At 55.6% G+C, this 15,278-nt stretch carries 12 protein-coding genes; 10 read left to right on the forward strand and 2 right to left on the reverse strand.

Annotation, left to right across the window (positions count from 1 at the left end):
• Positions 1-6 precede the first annotated feature (6 nt).
• The 3 genes from carB to AC6I6N_RS11690 all read left to right on the forward strand — a co-directional run bounded on the left by carB (position 7) and on the right by AC6I6N_RS11690 (position 5,066).
• Complete coding sequence (gene carB / locus AC6I6N_RS11680) at positions 7-3,249, forward strand: carbamoyl-phosphate synthase large subunit (protein ID WP_094195829.1); 3,243 nt, start codon at positions 7-9, stop codon at positions 3,247-3,249.
• A 130-nt stretch (positions 3,250-3,379) separates the two neighbouring features.
• Positions 3,380-4,276: a lipid A hydroxylase LpxO gene (gene lpxO, locus AC6I6N_RS11685; RefSeq protein ID WP_108728747.1), complete on the forward strand. Its 897-nt coding sequence runs from the start codon at positions 3,380-3,382 to the stop codon at positions 4,274-4,276.
• Between the two features lie 19 nt (positions 4,277-4,295).
• Complete coding sequence (locus AC6I6N_RS11690) at positions 4,296-5,066, forward strand: SDR family oxidoreductase (protein ID WP_321353198.1); 771 nt, start codon at positions 4,296-4,298, stop codon at positions 5,064-5,066.
• A 324-nt stretch (positions 5,067-5,390) separates the two neighbouring features.
• Here the strand turns inward: AC6I6N_RS11690 and AC6I6N_RS11695 are convergent, their stop codons facing one another.
• Positions 5,391-6,029 (reverse strand): histidine phosphatase family protein, encoded by a 639-nt coding sequence (locus tag AC6I6N_RS11695; protein WP_094195831.1) that lies wholly within the window; start codon positions 6,027-6,029, stop codon positions 5,391-5,393.
• 320 nt (positions 6,030-6,349) lie between these two features.
• Between AC6I6N_RS11695 and AC6I6N_RS11700 the strand changes: the two genes are divergently transcribed.
• Positions 6,350-7,675: a solute carrier family 23 protein gene (locus AC6I6N_RS11700; protein ID WP_094195832.1), complete on the forward strand. Its 1,326-nt coding sequence runs from the start codon at positions 6,350-6,352 to the stop codon at positions 7,673-7,675.
• A gap of 407 nt (positions 7,676-8,082) precedes the next feature.
• Entirely contained in the window at positions 8,083-8,559 is a 477-nt protein-coding gene (gene greA / locus AC6I6N_RS11705) for a transcription elongation factor GreA (RefSeq protein WP_094195833.1), read from the forward strand.
• 96 nt (positions 8,560-8,655) lie between these two features.
• Here greA and AC6I6N_RS11710 read toward each other — a convergent pair whose 3' ends face one another.
• A complete protein-coding gene (locus tag AC6I6N_RS11710; RefSeq protein ID WP_094195834.1) occupies positions 8,656-9,252 on the reverse strand; it encodes a YhbY family RNA-binding protein in 597 nt (198 codons plus the stop codon).
• A 17-nt stretch (positions 9,253-9,269) separates the two neighbouring features.
• Here AC6I6N_RS11710 and AC6I6N_RS11715 point away from each other — a divergent pair, with 17 nt between their 5' ends.
• From AC6I6N_RS11715 to AC6I6N_RS11735, 5 genes are all read left to right on the forward strand, one after another.
• Complete coding sequence (locus AC6I6N_RS11715; protein WP_094195835.1) at positions 9,270-9,908, forward strand: RlmE family RNA methyltransferase; 639 nt, start codon at positions 9,270-9,272, stop codon at positions 9,906-9,908.
• Positions 9,909-10,015: 107 nt separating this feature from the next.
• The gene (ftsH, locus tag AC6I6N_RS11720) at positions 10,016-11,929 is read left to right on the forward strand and encodes an ATP-dependent zinc metalloprotease FtsH (protein WP_094195836.1); all 1,914 of its coding nucleotides are present in this window, start codon (positions 10,016-10,018) and stop codon (positions 11,927-11,929) included.
• Positions 11,930-11,952: 23 nt separating this feature from the next.
• Positions 11,953-12,795 carry a dihydropteroate synthase gene (gene folP / locus AC6I6N_RS11725; RefSeq protein WP_162496907.1) on the forward strand — a complete coding sequence of 281 codons (843 nt, stop codon included), beginning with the start codon at positions 11,953-11,955 and terminating at the stop codon, positions 12,793-12,795.
• The gene (gene glmM / locus AC6I6N_RS11730; RefSeq protein WP_108727992.1) at positions 12,792-14,135 is read left to right on the forward strand and encodes a phosphoglucosamine mutase; all 1,344 of its coding nucleotides are present in this window, start codon (positions 12,792-12,794) and stop codon (positions 14,133-14,135) included. Before folP ends, glmM begins: the two co-directional genes overlap by 4 nt.
• 68 nt (positions 14,136-14,203) lie before the next feature.
• The gene (locus AC6I6N_RS11735) at positions 14,204-14,986 is read left to right on the forward strand and encodes a GNAT family N-acetyltransferase (RefSeq protein WP_094195838.1); all 783 of its coding nucleotides are present in this window, start codon (positions 14,204-14,206) and stop codon (positions 14,984-14,986) included.
• The last annotated feature ends 292 nt before the right edge of the window (positions 14,987-15,278 follow it).

Below are 15,278 nucleotides of genomic sequence, written 5' to 3' on the forward strand. Positions count from 1 at the left end.
CGCACTATGCCAAAGCGTTCAGACTTAAAAAGCATTCTTATCATTGGCGCCGGCCCGATCATCATTGGTCAGGCTTGCGAATTCGACTACTCGGGAGCCCAGGCATGTAAAGCCCTGAAGGCCGAGGGTTACCGGACTGTGCTGGTCAACAGCAACCCGGCCACCATCATGACGGACCCAGATACGGCTGATGTCACCTACATCGAGCCCATCACCTGGCAAGCTGTCGAGAAGATCATTGAAAAAGAGCGTCCTGATGCGCTCTTGCCCACCATGGGCGGCCAAACGGCGCTGAACTGCGCTTTGGATCTGGCCAAGCATGGCGTGCTGGAAAAATATGGTGTTGAGCTGATCGGTGCTAATGCTGCCGCTATCGAAAAAGCTGAAGACCGCCTGAAGTTCAAAGACGCCATGACCTCCATCGGTCTGGAGTCCGCCAAGTCCGGCGTGGCTCACTCCATGGACGAGGCCTGGGCGGTTCAAAAGCGTATTGCTGAAGAAATCGGCACAGCCGGTTTCCCCGTCGTTATTCGTCCCAGCTTTACGCTGGGCGGTACGGGTGGTGGTATTGCCTACAACCCGGAAGAGTTTGAAACGATCTGCCGCCGTGGTCTGGAAGCATCGCCCACCAACGAGCTGCTGATTGAAGAATCCCTGCTGGGCTGGAAAGAGTTTGAAATGGAAGTGGTGCGTGACCGCGCCGACAACTGCATCATTGTGTGCTCCATTGAGAATCTGGACCCCATGGGTGTGCACACCGGTGACTCCATCACCGTGGCTCCTGCCCAAACCCTGACCGACCGCGAATACCAGATCATGCGTAATGCATCGATCGCCGTACTGCGCGAAATCGGTGTGGATACGGGTGGGTCGAACGTGCAGTTCGCAGTGAACCCCGATAACGGTCGCATGATCGTTATTGAAATGAACCCACGTGTGTCCCGTTCCTCGGCGCTGGCTTCCAAAGCCACCGGTTTCCCTATCGCCAAGATCGCTGCGCGTCTGGCTGTGGGTTACACCCTGGACGAGCTGCGCAATGAAATCACCGGCGGTGCGACCCCCGCTTCGTTCGAGCCCACCATCGACTACGTGGTTACCAAAGTGCCACGTTTCGCCTTCGAAAAATTCCCTCAGGCCGACTCGCGCCTGACCACCCAGATGAAGTCCGTGGGTGAAGTGATGGCCATTGGCCGCACTTTCCAGGAGTCCTTCCAGAAAGCCCTGCGTGGCCTGGAAGTGGGTGTGGATGGTCTGAACCAGAAAACCACCGACCGCGAAAAACTGCAGGTCGAGCTGGGCGAACCTGGTCCAGAGCGTATCTGGTACGTGGGCGATGCCTTCGCTCAAGGCCTGAGCCTGGACGAAGTTCACAACCTGACCAAGATCGATCCCTGGTTCCTGGCCCAGATCAAAGAGATCGTGGACATCGAACTGGCTCTGGAACAAAAGACGCTGGCCGATCTGGACCGCGACACCTTGTTTGGTCTGAAGCGCCGTGGTTTCTCCGACCGCCGTCTGGCTTTCCTGCTGGATACCGTGGAATCGGAAGTGCGCAAGCTGCGCCATCAGTTGAACGTGCGTCCTGTCTACAAGCGTGTGGACACCTGCGCGGCGGAATTCTCCACCGATACGGCCTACATGTACTCGACCTACGAGGAAGAGTGCGAATCCAATCCTACGGACAAGAAGAAGATCATTGTTCTGGGTGGTGGCCCTAACCGTATTGGTCAGGGTATCGAGTTTGACTACTGCTGCGTGCACGCTGCGCTGGCATTGCGCGAAGATGGTTACGAAACCATCATGGTCAACTGCAATCCTGAAACCGTGTCGACCGACTACGACACCTCCGACCGTCTGTACTTCGAGCCTCTGACGCTGGAAGACGTCCTGGAAATCGTCCACATCGAAAAACCAGTGGGCACCATCGTTCAGTACGGTGGCCAGACGCCTTTGAAATTGGCACGTGCTCTGGAAGCCAATGGTGTACCGATCATCGGTACCAGCCCTGAGTCCATTGACGTGGCTGAAGACCGCGAGCGTTTCCAGAAACTGCTGAACAAGCTGGGCTTGCGTCAGCCGCCAAACCGTACTGCTCGCACCGAAGGCGAAGCGATCGCTCTGGCTGCCGAAATTGGTTACCCCCTGGTGGTACGCCCAAGCTACGTGCTCGGTGGCCGTGCCATGGAAATCGTGCACGAACAGCAAGACCTGGAGCGCTACATGCGCGAAGCGGTCAAGGTCAGCAATGACTCGCCTGTGCTGCTGGATCATTTCCTGAACAACGCCACGGAAGTGGACGTGGACTGCCTGGCCGATGGCGAACGCGTCTTTGTGGGCGGTGTGATGCAGCACATCGAGCAGGCAGGTGTTCACTCCGGTGACTCTGCTTGCAGCTTGCCTCCTTACTCGCTCAGCGACGAAACCGTGGTTGAAATCAAGCGTCAGACCGCACTCATGGCCAAGGCTTTGAATGTGAAGGGCTTGATGAACGTGCAGTTCGCCATTCAGGACGGCGATGTCTACGTGCTGGAGGTGAACCCACGTGCTTCGCGTACTGTGCCGTTCGTGTCCAAGGCAACCGGTTTGCAACTGGCCAAGATTGCCGCTCGTGCCATGGCAGGTCAGACTCTGGCCGAGCAGGGTATTACCGAAGAAGTCACGCCGTCTTACTACAGCGTGAAAGAGGCCGTATTCCCCTTCGTGAAGTTCCCGGGTGTGGATACGATTCTGGGACCAGAAATGAAGTCCACCGGCGAAGTCATGGGTGTGGGCACCTCGTTTGCTGAAGCCTTTGTGAAGTCGCAGATGGCTGCCAGCGTGACCCTGCCCGAAGGGGGCTTGGCCTTCATCAGTGTGCGCGCCCAGGATAAACCGCAAGCGGTGGAAGTGGCTCGCGGCCTGATCTCGCTGGGCTTCAAGGTTGTCGCCACCCGTGGTACTGCAAGCGCCATTGAACAGGCCGGTTTGGCTGTTCAAGTGGTGAACAAGGTTACCGAAGGTCGTCCGCACATTGTGGACATGATCAAGAACGGCGAGGTTTCCCTGGTCATCAATACGGTTGAAGAGCGTCGCAACGCGATCGTTGATTCGCGTACAATCCGTACACATGCGCTGGCTGCCAATCTGGCCTACTACACCACTATTGCTGGTGCGGTAGCGGCTGTACAAGGCCTGCAGTATTTGCGTCATGGTGATGGCTTGAAGGTTTACGCGCTTCAAGAGCTGCACGCTCTGCTGGCGAAACACTAAGTCGCTCCATGTCAAAAAGGCGCACCGTTAAGGTGCGCCTTTTTTTATTCGTGTATCAGACAAGGCCATGGGGCAGCACGCAGGCCAAGGCCAGCACAGCGCAGAAGTTTTCTTCTTTGGAGATCATGTCGTGAAATGGTTCATTCTTGCCTTGTTCATTGTGTGCACGGTTATTGTGCACTTCAGGGGTCGAGTCAGGCACCGCTTTTCCCGCCAGTTGCTGGACCATTCCACGTTCACGGCCCCTTTGAACGTCTTCATGTATGGTTTTTCGGCAGTGCCCAATGAGCCGTATCTGGATTTGAAACACTTTCCCGAGCTAAACAAGTTGCTCGAGCACTGCGACGAAATCCGTGCCGAGGCCGAGCAGCTATTTGGTGAAGGCCATATCAAGGCCTCTGACAAGTACAACGATGCGGGCTTTAACTCTTTTTTCAAAACCGGCTGGACGCGTTTTTACCTGAAGTGGTATGACGCCGACCACCCTTCGGCGCGTGAGCTGTGCCCGGTGACGACCCGCCTGCTCAAGGATATTCCGTCGATCAAGGCAGCGATGTTCACCTCTTTGCCTCCGGGTGCCCGTTTGCCGCGCCACCGCGACCCTTACGCGGGTTCGCTGCGCTTTCATATGGGCTTGATGACGCCCAATAGCCCGGATTGCTATATCGAAGTGGACGGCCAGAGATATCACTGGCGTGACGGTGAAGCCGTGGTGTTTGATGAAACCTTTATTCACTACGCGGAAAACAAAACGGATCAGAACCGTATTATTTTGTTTGCGGACGTAGAACGTCCCATGCGTTATCGCTGGGCACAAGCCATAAACCACGCCGTGGGTGGCTTCTTATTGCGTGCTGCTGCCGCTCCGAACCAGGAAGGCGACCGTACCGGCGGTATCAACCGTATTTTTGGTACAGTCTACGCAGTACGTCGTTTCGGCAAGGCCATCAAGAAAAAGAACGAAACCCTGTACTACATTCTTAAATGGCTGCTGGTGCTGGGTATTGCTGCTTTGATCTTCCTGTAATAATCGGGCGCAGCCAGAGATGAAAACGGTCTTTATCACGGGTGCCAGCAGCGGTTTAGGTAAAGCGCTGGCCCAGGAGTACGCGGCTCAAGGTGCCTGCCTGGGTTTGCTGGGGAGACGTCAGGAAGAACTCCAGGCGCTGGCCGACAGCTTGCCCGGAGAGCACCGTATTTATGTGGCGGATGTGCGTGACAGGGACGCTTTGCATCTGGCCGCTCAGGACTTTTTACAGTTCACTGGGCAAAAGATTGATGTGGTTATTGCCAGTGCGGGGATCAGCGCGGGCACCTTGACGGAGGAAGCCGAGGATTTCGCGGTTTTCAAAGCCATTGTGGATACGAATCTGCTGGCCATGGTGGCGACCTTTGAACCCTTTATCGGCACCATGAAAGCCGCAGGGAAGGGGACCTTGGTGGGTATTGCCAGCGTGGCGGGTATTCGTGGCCTGCCTGGTGCGGGAGCTTATAGCAGCTCCAAGGCGGCTGTCATTGCCTATTGCGAGAGCCTGCGACTGGAACTGTCTGTGCACGGGGTATCTGTTGTCACCATTACCCCCGGCTATATCCGCACGGCCATGACGGCGCATAATCCTTACTCCATGCCGTTTTTAATGCCTGCTGAGGACTTTGCCCGCAAAGCCCGCAAGACCATCGAGCAGGGCGTGTCCTATCGAGTCATTCCGTGGCAGATGGGAGTTGTCTCGCGCCTGATGCGTCTTTTGCCTAATTGGCTGTATGACCGTCTGGCTCGTCAGGCACCGCGCAAGCCGCGACTTAATAAAAAAAGCTGATCATTGCCCCTGTAGCTGATTTTTGAAGTCCTTGTTGGCTTCAGCGTGGCTATGCTTCTGGCCGCAACCGCAACCGCAACCGCAACCGCAACCGCAACCGCAACCGCAACCGCAACCGCAACCGCAAGAGTGCCTGTGGCTCTTCTTGGTATAGGGCTGTCGCTATCGTAAGGATAAAGCTTGCGGGCGTGGCGCTGGAAACACTGTCAGGAACTGATGAGGTGAGTCAGGCGGACAGGACTCCGCACAAGTCTCAGGCTGGTTTATCGAACGCTGTAGCTGATCCGATCTGCGGATACCAGCCTGATCATGGCGATGTATGGCTTAGGTTTGTTCGTCCAGTGCCGTGTCCAGATGTGGCAACTGGCCCCACGAGGTACAGCTCCAGTTCAAGTCTGCATCAATGTTGAAGAAATTCAGGCTGGTATTCAGAATTGCGTGAGTACGCTTGGCACCGAGTGCCTGCTGGTTCAGCTTGCGCCAGACCATATCAATAACGCCACCATGTGCAAACACCAGCAGGCTCTTGCCAGCATGCGCCTGGGCCAGTCCTTCAAAACATCCCAGTACCCGAGTCTGAAACTGGCGTAGCGATTCGCCCCCTTCCACGGCGTAGTCGATATCGACGCTATCGTCGGGCTGATCCGGGCCATGGCGGCCTACTGCATCCCAGGCCTGGCCTTCCAGTGTGCCAAAGCCGCGCTCGCGCAGTCCTCGGATTTGCTGAATTTCAATCTCCCAGTGCTGACAGGCAATCGCCGCCGTCTCCGAGGCGCGTTGTAGATCACTGCTGATGACGGCGTCCACAGGCAGGCGAAACGCCGGGGACCTCAGGTAGTTTTGCAGGGCACGGGCCTGTTCGCGGCCGGTCTCGTTCAGTTCTATATCCTGCCAGCCTTGTAAACGGCGTACGGCATTCCAGGCGGTTTCACCGTGGCGGATCAGACAAATAGACGTACTCATGCTGGCGTAATCACTCTGCTAGGGAATCGGACTGCCAAAGGCAGGCTGATTGTCTATTGTAATGGGCCAGTCAAGCGCAGGCAGGTAGGCTGGGTATATATCGCATATAACATGAACATCGAGGCTCAAAGGCGTTTGGGCATGTTCACCTGCCAGCTCTATGTTGGGGTTTACCGCTTACCACCTTATTTTCAGGTGCCTTGTTGAGGCTTTCACGTTTAAAATCATGCCTCAACGAATCGGCCCGTCTCTTGCAGGTGTGCTGGGCCAACGTATAACGAATTGCGCTGTATTTCTTTCTTCCTTCTCTGGAACCCTCTATGTCTCAGTCTTACTTTCCGCGTTGGCGCCGTGTATCCGGCAGCGAACCCGGTGCGGTCGTGCAGCCCGACGAGTGTTTGGCCACGCCGCAAAACATTGCCATGGGTGCTCAGCACGTGGTGGCCATGTTTGGCTCCACGATTCTGGCCCCTTTGTTGATGGGCTTTGATCCCAATCTGGCCATCTTGATGTCCGGTATTGGTACGCTGATTTTCTTTGTGTTTGTCGGTGGCCGGGTTCCCAGCTACCTGGGTTCCAGCTTTGCATTTATCGGTGGTGTGATTGCCGTTACCGGCTATGCCGGCAGTGGCCCCAATCCCAATATTGGCGTGGCCTTGGGGGCCATTATTATCTGCGGTCTGGTCTACACCTTGATCGGTGTTCTGGTCTGGGTATTCAATGCCCGTACTCAGGGTGGCGCAGCGCGTTTGATCAACCACTGGATGCCTCCTGTTGTCACCGGATCGATCGTGGCGGTGATTGGCCTGAATCTGGCACCCATCGCTGCCAAGGGCGCCATGGGGAGCGGCACCTTCGATTCCATGATGGCCTTGATGACTGTGTTGTGTGTGGGTGGTATTGCGGTCTATACCCGTGGGCTTGCCCAGCGCCTGTTGATTCTGGTGGGTCTGGCTTTGGCCTGCGTGCTGTATTGGGTATTTACCAATGTGATGGGCTACGGCACGGCGATCAATTTTGCTCCTGTTGCTCAAGCCGCCTGGTTGGGGCTACCCAGTTTTTCCGCCCCTGTATTCCAGGCCCACGCCATGACGGTGATTGTGCCGGTCGCCATTATTCTGGTGGCCGAGAACCTGGGGCACATCAAGGCGGTTAGTGCCATGACCGGCCAGGATCTGGATGGCTATCTGGGTCGTGCCTTTGTGGGTGATGGCGTGGCCACCATGCTGTCTGGCTCGGTAGGTGGTACCGGTGTGACAACCTATGCTGAAAATATCGGCGTGATGGCCGCTACCCGCATCTACTCCACGCTGGTGTTTGCCTTTGCGGCGGTGATCGCCATTTTCCTGGGCTTCTCACCCAAGTTCGGCGCCGTCATCCAGTCCATCCCCGGCCCTGTGCTCGGTGGCATGTCCATCGTCGTATTTGGTTTGATTACCATTGCTGGTGCGCGTATCTGGGTGGTGAATCAGGTGGATTTCAGCGACAACCGTAATTTGCTGGTCGCGGCCGTCACCTTGATTCTGGGGGCTGGTAACTTCTCCTTGCAGTTCGGTGTTATCCGTCTGGATGGTATCGGTTGTGCCACCTTTGGTGCTATTTTGCTGCACGCTTTGCTGCGAGGCCGTCGCCAGAACATGGTGTAGTCGTTCCAATGCTGATCCATGCTGGCTCGGGCTGGACAAGGGGATTGTTCCTTCGCCAGTTGCTGTGCGGCAGCTTGTTGTAAACAGCCGCCCCTGCCGACTTCTGTTTTTATGCACAGGAGTTCCAGGGGCTTGCTATTTTCAGGCAGTTTGCCGACAATAGCTCTCACACCCCGGTTCTTCGCGGGGTTTTTTTCTGCCACAGAATTTCACTGTGTCGGAAAAGCCATATTGGGGCAGCCGGCAGGTTTGGCTTGAGCAGTGTGTTTGAATGTGCGCTGTAGGGTCAGCAGGACTTTCAAGTCGGCCGATTCAACCTGTTTGATTGTTTGTCCCATCATCGTTATCCCCCTATCTTCCAGGCGCTCCCGCTACGGAGCGTCTTTTACTTGTTAAGCAGGAATACTATGTCTGCGATCCCATTGACTGCGCAGGGCGCACAACGTTTGCAAGTTGAATTACACCGCCTCAAGACGGTGGAACGCCCAGATGTAATTAACGCTATCGCCGAGGCGCGAGCACAAGGCGATTTGTCCGAAAACGCCGAGTACGATGCTGCGCGTGAGCGTCAGGGCTTTATCGAAGGCCGCATTGCCGAGCTGGAAGGCACTTTGTCCAATGCCCAGATTATCGAACCGGCCACGCTGGAAGCTGATGGCCGCATCGTGTTTGGTGCAACCGTCGAGATCGAGGACCTGGAGTCCGGCAATACCGTGACTTACCAGATCGTCGGCGATGTGGAGGCCGACATTCGCGCCAACAAGATCTCCATTTCCAGTCCTGTGGCTCGTGCCTTGATTGGCAAGACAGAAGGGGATGTGGTCGAGGTCAAGGCGCCAGCCGGTATTCGTGAATACGAAATTCTGACGGTCAACTACGTGTGATCTTGCCTTGAGCAGCAGGCTTGTTCTGCTGCTCCGTCAAGCGCGCAAAAGAAAGGCCCCTGTACATCGTGCGGGGGCCTTATAATTTACGGCAGTTTAGCGTTTGCCCGAACCACCCAGTCCGCGACGTGCGCCAGCCCGCAAGGACATGGCACTGCCAGGACGGTTGGTATTGCTACGAGGCGCAGCAGCCGGTTTGCCCGTCGAGAACTTTTGAACGCTGCGCGGTGCGGCCGAGGCTTTTTTCTCCTGGGTGCTGCTGCGTTCAGCTTTCATTTCTGCACGGCGGGCACGCTCTGTGCCGCGAGTCCGCTGGACACCGGAAGCGGCCAGTTTCTTGGGCGTGTAGGGCTCCGAGGGTTTACGCACCGCACGGGTTGGTTTTTCTACAGGCGCTCCCAAAACAGGGGGGCGTTCAATATTGGGTCTGTAGATGGTCAGGATTTTGCCCAGATGATGAATAGGGGCAGCATCGAGCGCATCGCAGATTTGTTCTAACATGGTCAGACGAGCCTGACGGTCATCACCGGCCACACGGATCTTGATGAGCTGGTGGGCCTGCAGGTGGACGGTGATCTCTTTGATCACGGCGTCAGTCAGGCCATTGTCTCCAATCAGGACAACTGGGCGCAGAGCGTGAGCAGCAGCACGAAGTTCGCTGCGCTCATGAGGTGTAAGGTTGAGTTTTGGCATAAAGAGATTGTACGGGAATGGCCAAGAAAAAATTCTCTAAAGAGTGGGTTCAGCAGCATATAAATGACCCTTACGTCAAATTGGCGCAACAAAAGGGGTATCGCGCGCGCGCGGCCTTCAAACTCAGTGAAATATTGGATCTTGAGAAGATTCAGGTTCAGGGCAAGGTGGTGGTGGACTTGGGGTCTACACCGGGCAGTTGGTCGCAGCTGATACGTGAGCGCATGGTCGGCCCCGGTGGCGTGCTCAATGGTCGCATTATCGCACTGGATATATTGGAAATGGAACCAATTGCCGGGGTAGAGTTCATGCAAGGCGATTTTCGCGAGGACTCGGTACTGGAGCAATTGCAAGATTCCTTGAAGGGTGCAGCCGTAGACCTTGTGATTTCAGATATGGCCCCCAACTTGTCGGGTGTGGCATCGGCCGATTCCGCCCGCATCCAGCATTTATGCGAGCTGGCACAGGAATTTGCCCTGCAGCATCTGACCGATGAAGGTGTGCTGATCGTCAAAGCCTTCCATGGCAGCGGGTTTTCCCAGATCGTGGAATCTTTCAAGCAGAATTTTGTCAGAGTCGTCGAGCGTAAACCCAAGGCTTCGCGCGATAAATCCGCCGAAACCTTTCTCGTTGCCCGAGGCTTGAAGGGCAGGTAATTTATGACTTGCTGGCCCTCGAATCGGGTAGAATGAACTATGTATGGCGCTTGTTCAGGTACGTGTAAGCGTATTTGGCAAGTTATCGCAATCGCAGGAGATTGGCTTTGAACAATTCGTTTTCCAAAGTCGCGATCTGGATGGTTATTGCGCTGGTGCTGTTTACTGTTTTCAAGCAGTTTGACGGCCGGCCACCAGCCACTGATGGCGTCACTTATACGCAATTCATGAATGATGCCCGTTCTGGTCGCATCAGCAAGGTAGATATTCAGGGCGATACCCTGCATGTCACGCCGGACTCTGGCCGCAGCTACACGCTGACGTCCCCCGGTGACCTGTGGATGGTGCCTGAGCTGGTGAAATCCGGTGTGCAGGTATCGGGCAAAGCCCGCGAAGAGCCCTCTTTTCTGACCAGTCTGTTCATCTCCTGGTTCCCCATGCTGCTTTTGATTGGCGTTTGGGTGTTCTTCATGCGTCAGATGCAAGGTGGTGGTAAGGGTGGGGCATTCAGTTTTGGCAAATCGCGTGCGCGCTTGCTGGACGAAAATACCAATCCTGTTACTTTTGCGGATGTGGCTGGCTGCGATGAAGCCAAGGAAGATGTGCAGGAGCTGGTGGATTTTCTGCGTGATCCCACCCGCTTCCAGCGTCTGGGTGGTCGTATCCCGCGTGGCATCTTGATGGTCGGTTCGCCTGGTACTGGTAAAACCTTGCTGGCACGTGCCATTGCAGGCGAGGCCAAAGTGCCTTTCTTCAGTATTTCCGGTTCCGACTTCGTGGAAATGTTTGTAGGTGTGGGCGCATCGCGTGTGCGTGACATGTTCGAGACAGCCAAGAAGCAATCGCCTTGCATCATCTTTATCGACGAAATCGATGCTGTGGGCCGTCAGCGTGGCGCAGGTCTGGGCGGTGGTAACGACGAACGCGAACAGACCCTGAACCAGTTGCTGGTCGAAATGGACGGTTTTGAAACCGGCCAAGGGGTATTGGTTATTGCTGCTACCAACCGTCCTGACGTACTGGATCCCGCTTTGCTGCGTCCTGGCCGTTTCGACCGTCAAGTCGTTGTTGGCTTGCCTGACATTCGTGGTCGCGAGCAGATTTTGAAAGTACACATGCGCAAAGTGCCTTTGGCCTCCAACGTGGACGCCGTGGTGCTGGCTCGTGGTACACCGGGTTTCTCTGGCGCTGATCTGGCCAACCTGGTTAACGAAGCTGCCTTGTTCGCCGCGCGCCGTAATGGTCGCACTGTGGATATGCAAGACTTTGAGCGTGCCAAGGACAAGATCATCATGGGTGCAGAACGCCGCACCATGATCATGCCCGAGGAAGAGCGTCGCAACACTGCTTATCACGAAGCCGGTCACGCCTTGGTAGCTTGCATGCTGCCCAAGACGGACCCGGTTCACAAAGTCACTATCATCCCTCGTGGTCGTGCTTTGGGTGTCACCATGCAATTGCCCGAAGGCGATCGCTACAGCATGGACAAAGAGCGCTTGCTGAACATGATTGCGGTTCTGTTCGGTGGCCGTATCGCTGAAGAAGTGTTCATGAATCAGATGACCACAGGCGCATCGAACGACTTTGAACGTGCAACGCAAATTGCTCGTGACATCGTGACTCGCTACGGCATGACAGACTCCCTGGGTCCAGTTGTCTACGCCGAGAATGAAGGCGAGGTCTTTCTGGGCCGCAGCGTTACCAAGACAACGCACGTGTCCGAAGCCACCATGCAGAAAGTGGACTCCGAGATTCGCAAGATTATCGACGAGCAGTACGCCGTTGCCCGCAAGCTGATCGAGGACAATAGCGACAAGATGCATGCTATGGCCAAGGCCTTGCTGGAGTGGGAAACTATTGATGCCGACCAGATCGACGACATCATGAAAGGTTTGCCACCACGGGCTCCTCATGTGCCCAACAGCAATGACAGCAATTCCTCCGACGGTTCTACGCCGCCAGCCGCTGGTCCTAAACCAGCCGATGACGAGGGTGCCGCGGCGACAACGCCAGTTGCTTAACTTACGTAGGCCAAGCCTATTTCATGAATTACCCTGAGTGGTCTTGTGGGCGCTTCCAGTTTGGGCTGGAGCGCCCTTTGGTTATGGGGATTGTGAATGTCACCCCAGACTCCTTTTATGACGGCAATGCTCATAATGACTTGCCTCGGGCGCTGGACCACGCCCGTCAGTTAATCGCCGAGGGCGCAGACATTCTGGACATTGGTGGCGAATCGACTCGCCCTGGTGCCGAACCCGTTTCCCTGGAACAAGAGCTCGAGCGCGTTATTCCTCTGATTGAAGGCTTGCGCGACAGTGGTGTGGCCTTGTCGGTGGATACATTCAAGCCCGACGTCATGCGTGCCAGCCTGGCGGCCGGCGCGGACATGATCAATGACATTTATGCTTTGCGCATGCCCGGCGCCATAGAAGCGGTCAAGGACTCCGATTGCGGCCTGTGTATCATGCATATGCAAGGCGAGCCCAAAACCATGCAAGAACAGGTTCACTATGACAACGTGGTCGTTGATGTACGTCATTTTTTGCAACAACGATGTGAGGCCATAGTCAGCGCAGGCATTCAATCCGAGCGTATCATGCTGGATCCCGGTTTTGGCTTCGGTAAAACAGCGGCACATAACTATCAGTTACTACGGGATTTGCAGCAGGCGGCAGTGCCCGGTTACCCCTGGCTTATTGGTTTGTCGCGTAAATCCATGATTGGCCATGTCACGGGAAAACCCGCCAGTGAGCGTTTGATTGGCAGTCTATCGGCAGCCCTTGCCTGTGTGGCACGGGGAGCAAAAATTGTGCGCGTCCATGATGTCGCCGCCACGCGCGAAGCGCTGGATGTGTGGAACGCGGTTGAATGTGGAGTCTCTGAATGAGCGATCGTAAATATTTCGGCACCGATGGTGTCCGTGGTGAAGTAGGTGGCCCGACCATTAACCCCGAATTCGCCCTGCGCTTAGGGTACGCTGCCGGTCAAGTTCTGGCTGCCCAATATGAAGGAACGGGCCGTCCTACCGTAGTGATTGGCAAGGACACCCGTATTTCCGGCTATATGCTGGAATCGGCGCTGGAAGCCGGCTTGTCGGCTGCGGGGATTGACGTGTTGCTGGCTGGCCCTGTGCCTACGCCTGCTGTGGCATATCTGACGCGTACCTTGCGCCTGACGGCCGGTATCGTGATCTCTGCCTCGCACAACCCGTATTACGACAACGGCATCAAGTTTTTCTCCGCACAGGGCACCAAGCTGCCTGACGAGATTGAGCTGAAAATTGAGCAGGCCATTGACCAGCCCATGCATTGGGTGAAGTCTGAGTCCCTGGGCCGTGCCCGTCGCCTGGCCGACTCGGCTGGTCGTTACATTGAGTTTTGCAAGAGTGCCTTCCCGAACGACCTGAACCTGAATGGGCTCAAGATCGTGGTGGATGCGGCTCATGGCGCTGCCTACAATATTGCCCCACATGTGTTCCGTGAGCTGGGTGCAGAGGTCATTGCCGTGGGTGTTCAGCCTGATGGTTTCAACATCAATCAGGAAGTCGGTGCGACCTATCCGGAGAAGTTGGCTGAGGAAGTGCGCAAGCACAGTGCCGATTTGGGTATCGCTCTGGATGGGGATGCGGACCGCCTGCAAATGGTTGATGCCCAGGGACGCATCTACAATGGCGACGAACTATTGTATCTAATTGTTGCGGATCATCTGCAGTCTCAGCCTGTCAAAGGCGTGGTTGGCACATTGATGACCAACCTGGGCTTTGAGAAGAAAATGCAGGAATTGGGCGTGGAATTTGCGCGTGCCAAAGTGGGTGATCGCTACGTGCTGGAATTGATGCAGCAAAAAGGCTGGGTCTTTGGTGGTGAAAGCTCGGGTCACCTGCTGTGCCTGGATTGGCACACGACAGGCGACGGCATTATTGCCGCCCTGCAAGTGCTGACTGCCCTGTGCCATAGCGGTAAAAGCCTGCCAGAACTGACGGAAGGCTTGAAGATGTACCCACAAATTATGGTCAACGTGCCGTTGCAGCCGGGCCAGGACTGGAAAAACCATGCAGGTTTGCAACAGGCAACCCGTGACGTGGAGAAAATGTTGGGTGACCGTGGCCGGGTGCTTATTCGCGCATCGGGGACTGAACCCAAGCTGCGCTTGATGGTAGAGGCCGAGCAAGCCGATCTGGCTCAAGCCGGTATTGATACCTTGCTTGCAGTGGATTTAATGAAATAGTAATGTGGCTATCAAATACCTGAAACATTGTTTGTGCATGATGCATAAAAGTGTTTGGAGTCATCACGATGCTAAATCTTGAGCGCGAACGTACTGAAGTGGATTGGGGAAATACTTGGGCAGGGCATACTGTTGGAGGCTTAGCCTTGCGTCTGGCTCGTACCCAGGCAGAACTCGAATGCCTTCAGCGCTTGCGTTTTCAGGTTTTCACCCAGGAAATGAACGCCGTCTTTCCAGACCAGCATAATGGTCTGGATATAGACCGCTTTGACCCCTGGTGCGAGCATTTCATGGTTACCGAGCCCGGGGAGAACCGGGTTGTAGGGACCTACCGCTTGCTGACCCCTGAAAACGCAAGTAAAGCGGGTGGTTATTATTCGGAATCTGAGTTTGATATCAGTGCCCTGGATGTGCTGCGTCCCAGCATGGTCGAAGTGGGGCGTTCCTGCATCCATCCCGACTATCGTACTGGTTCAGCCATCATGATGCTGTGGGGCGGTATTGCTGCTCTGACGCGTGTCGGTGGTTATCGCTACCTGCTGGGTTGCGCCAGCGTCAGCCTGCGCGATGATGGGGTCACAGCCGCCGAGGTCTGGCGTGTGGCCCAAAAGTCCATGCAGGACAACAAGCACATCCCGCATGTGCAGCCTTTGAATCGCTATCCGGTTGAGCGACTGAACAGCGATTTGCCAGCGCGTATCCCGCCGTTGATTAAAGGCTACCTGAAGCTGGGTGCCACGATTTGTGGAGCGCCAGCCTGGGATCCGGATTTCAATACGGCAGACTTTCCTGTCTTGCTGGATCTGGAGGCCATGGACGAACGCTATAAACGCCACTTTGGCCTGGTCTGATTGCGTACTGCTCAGGCCGGATCAAGTCGGGCCTGAATAGGGCCTGTGAATAAAAAGAACCCCCGAAAGTTGGATAGCAATCCAACTTTCGGGGGTTTTTTAGGTTTTGATGATCTGCTTGGCTTGGCTTGGCTTGGCTTGGCTTGTGGCTTTGCTGGGTATCGCTCAGCCCATTTATTGCTTGGCCGGCTAGTGTGAACCACACGCCAGTCAATGTGTCTGTCAGCCTGGGCCAGAGCAGCTACAGGCCGGGTGTATTGTTGTTCGACAGCCCACCCAGCCTCTACACTCT

Source organism: Alcaligenes sp. LTN-3, assembly GCF_059735605.1.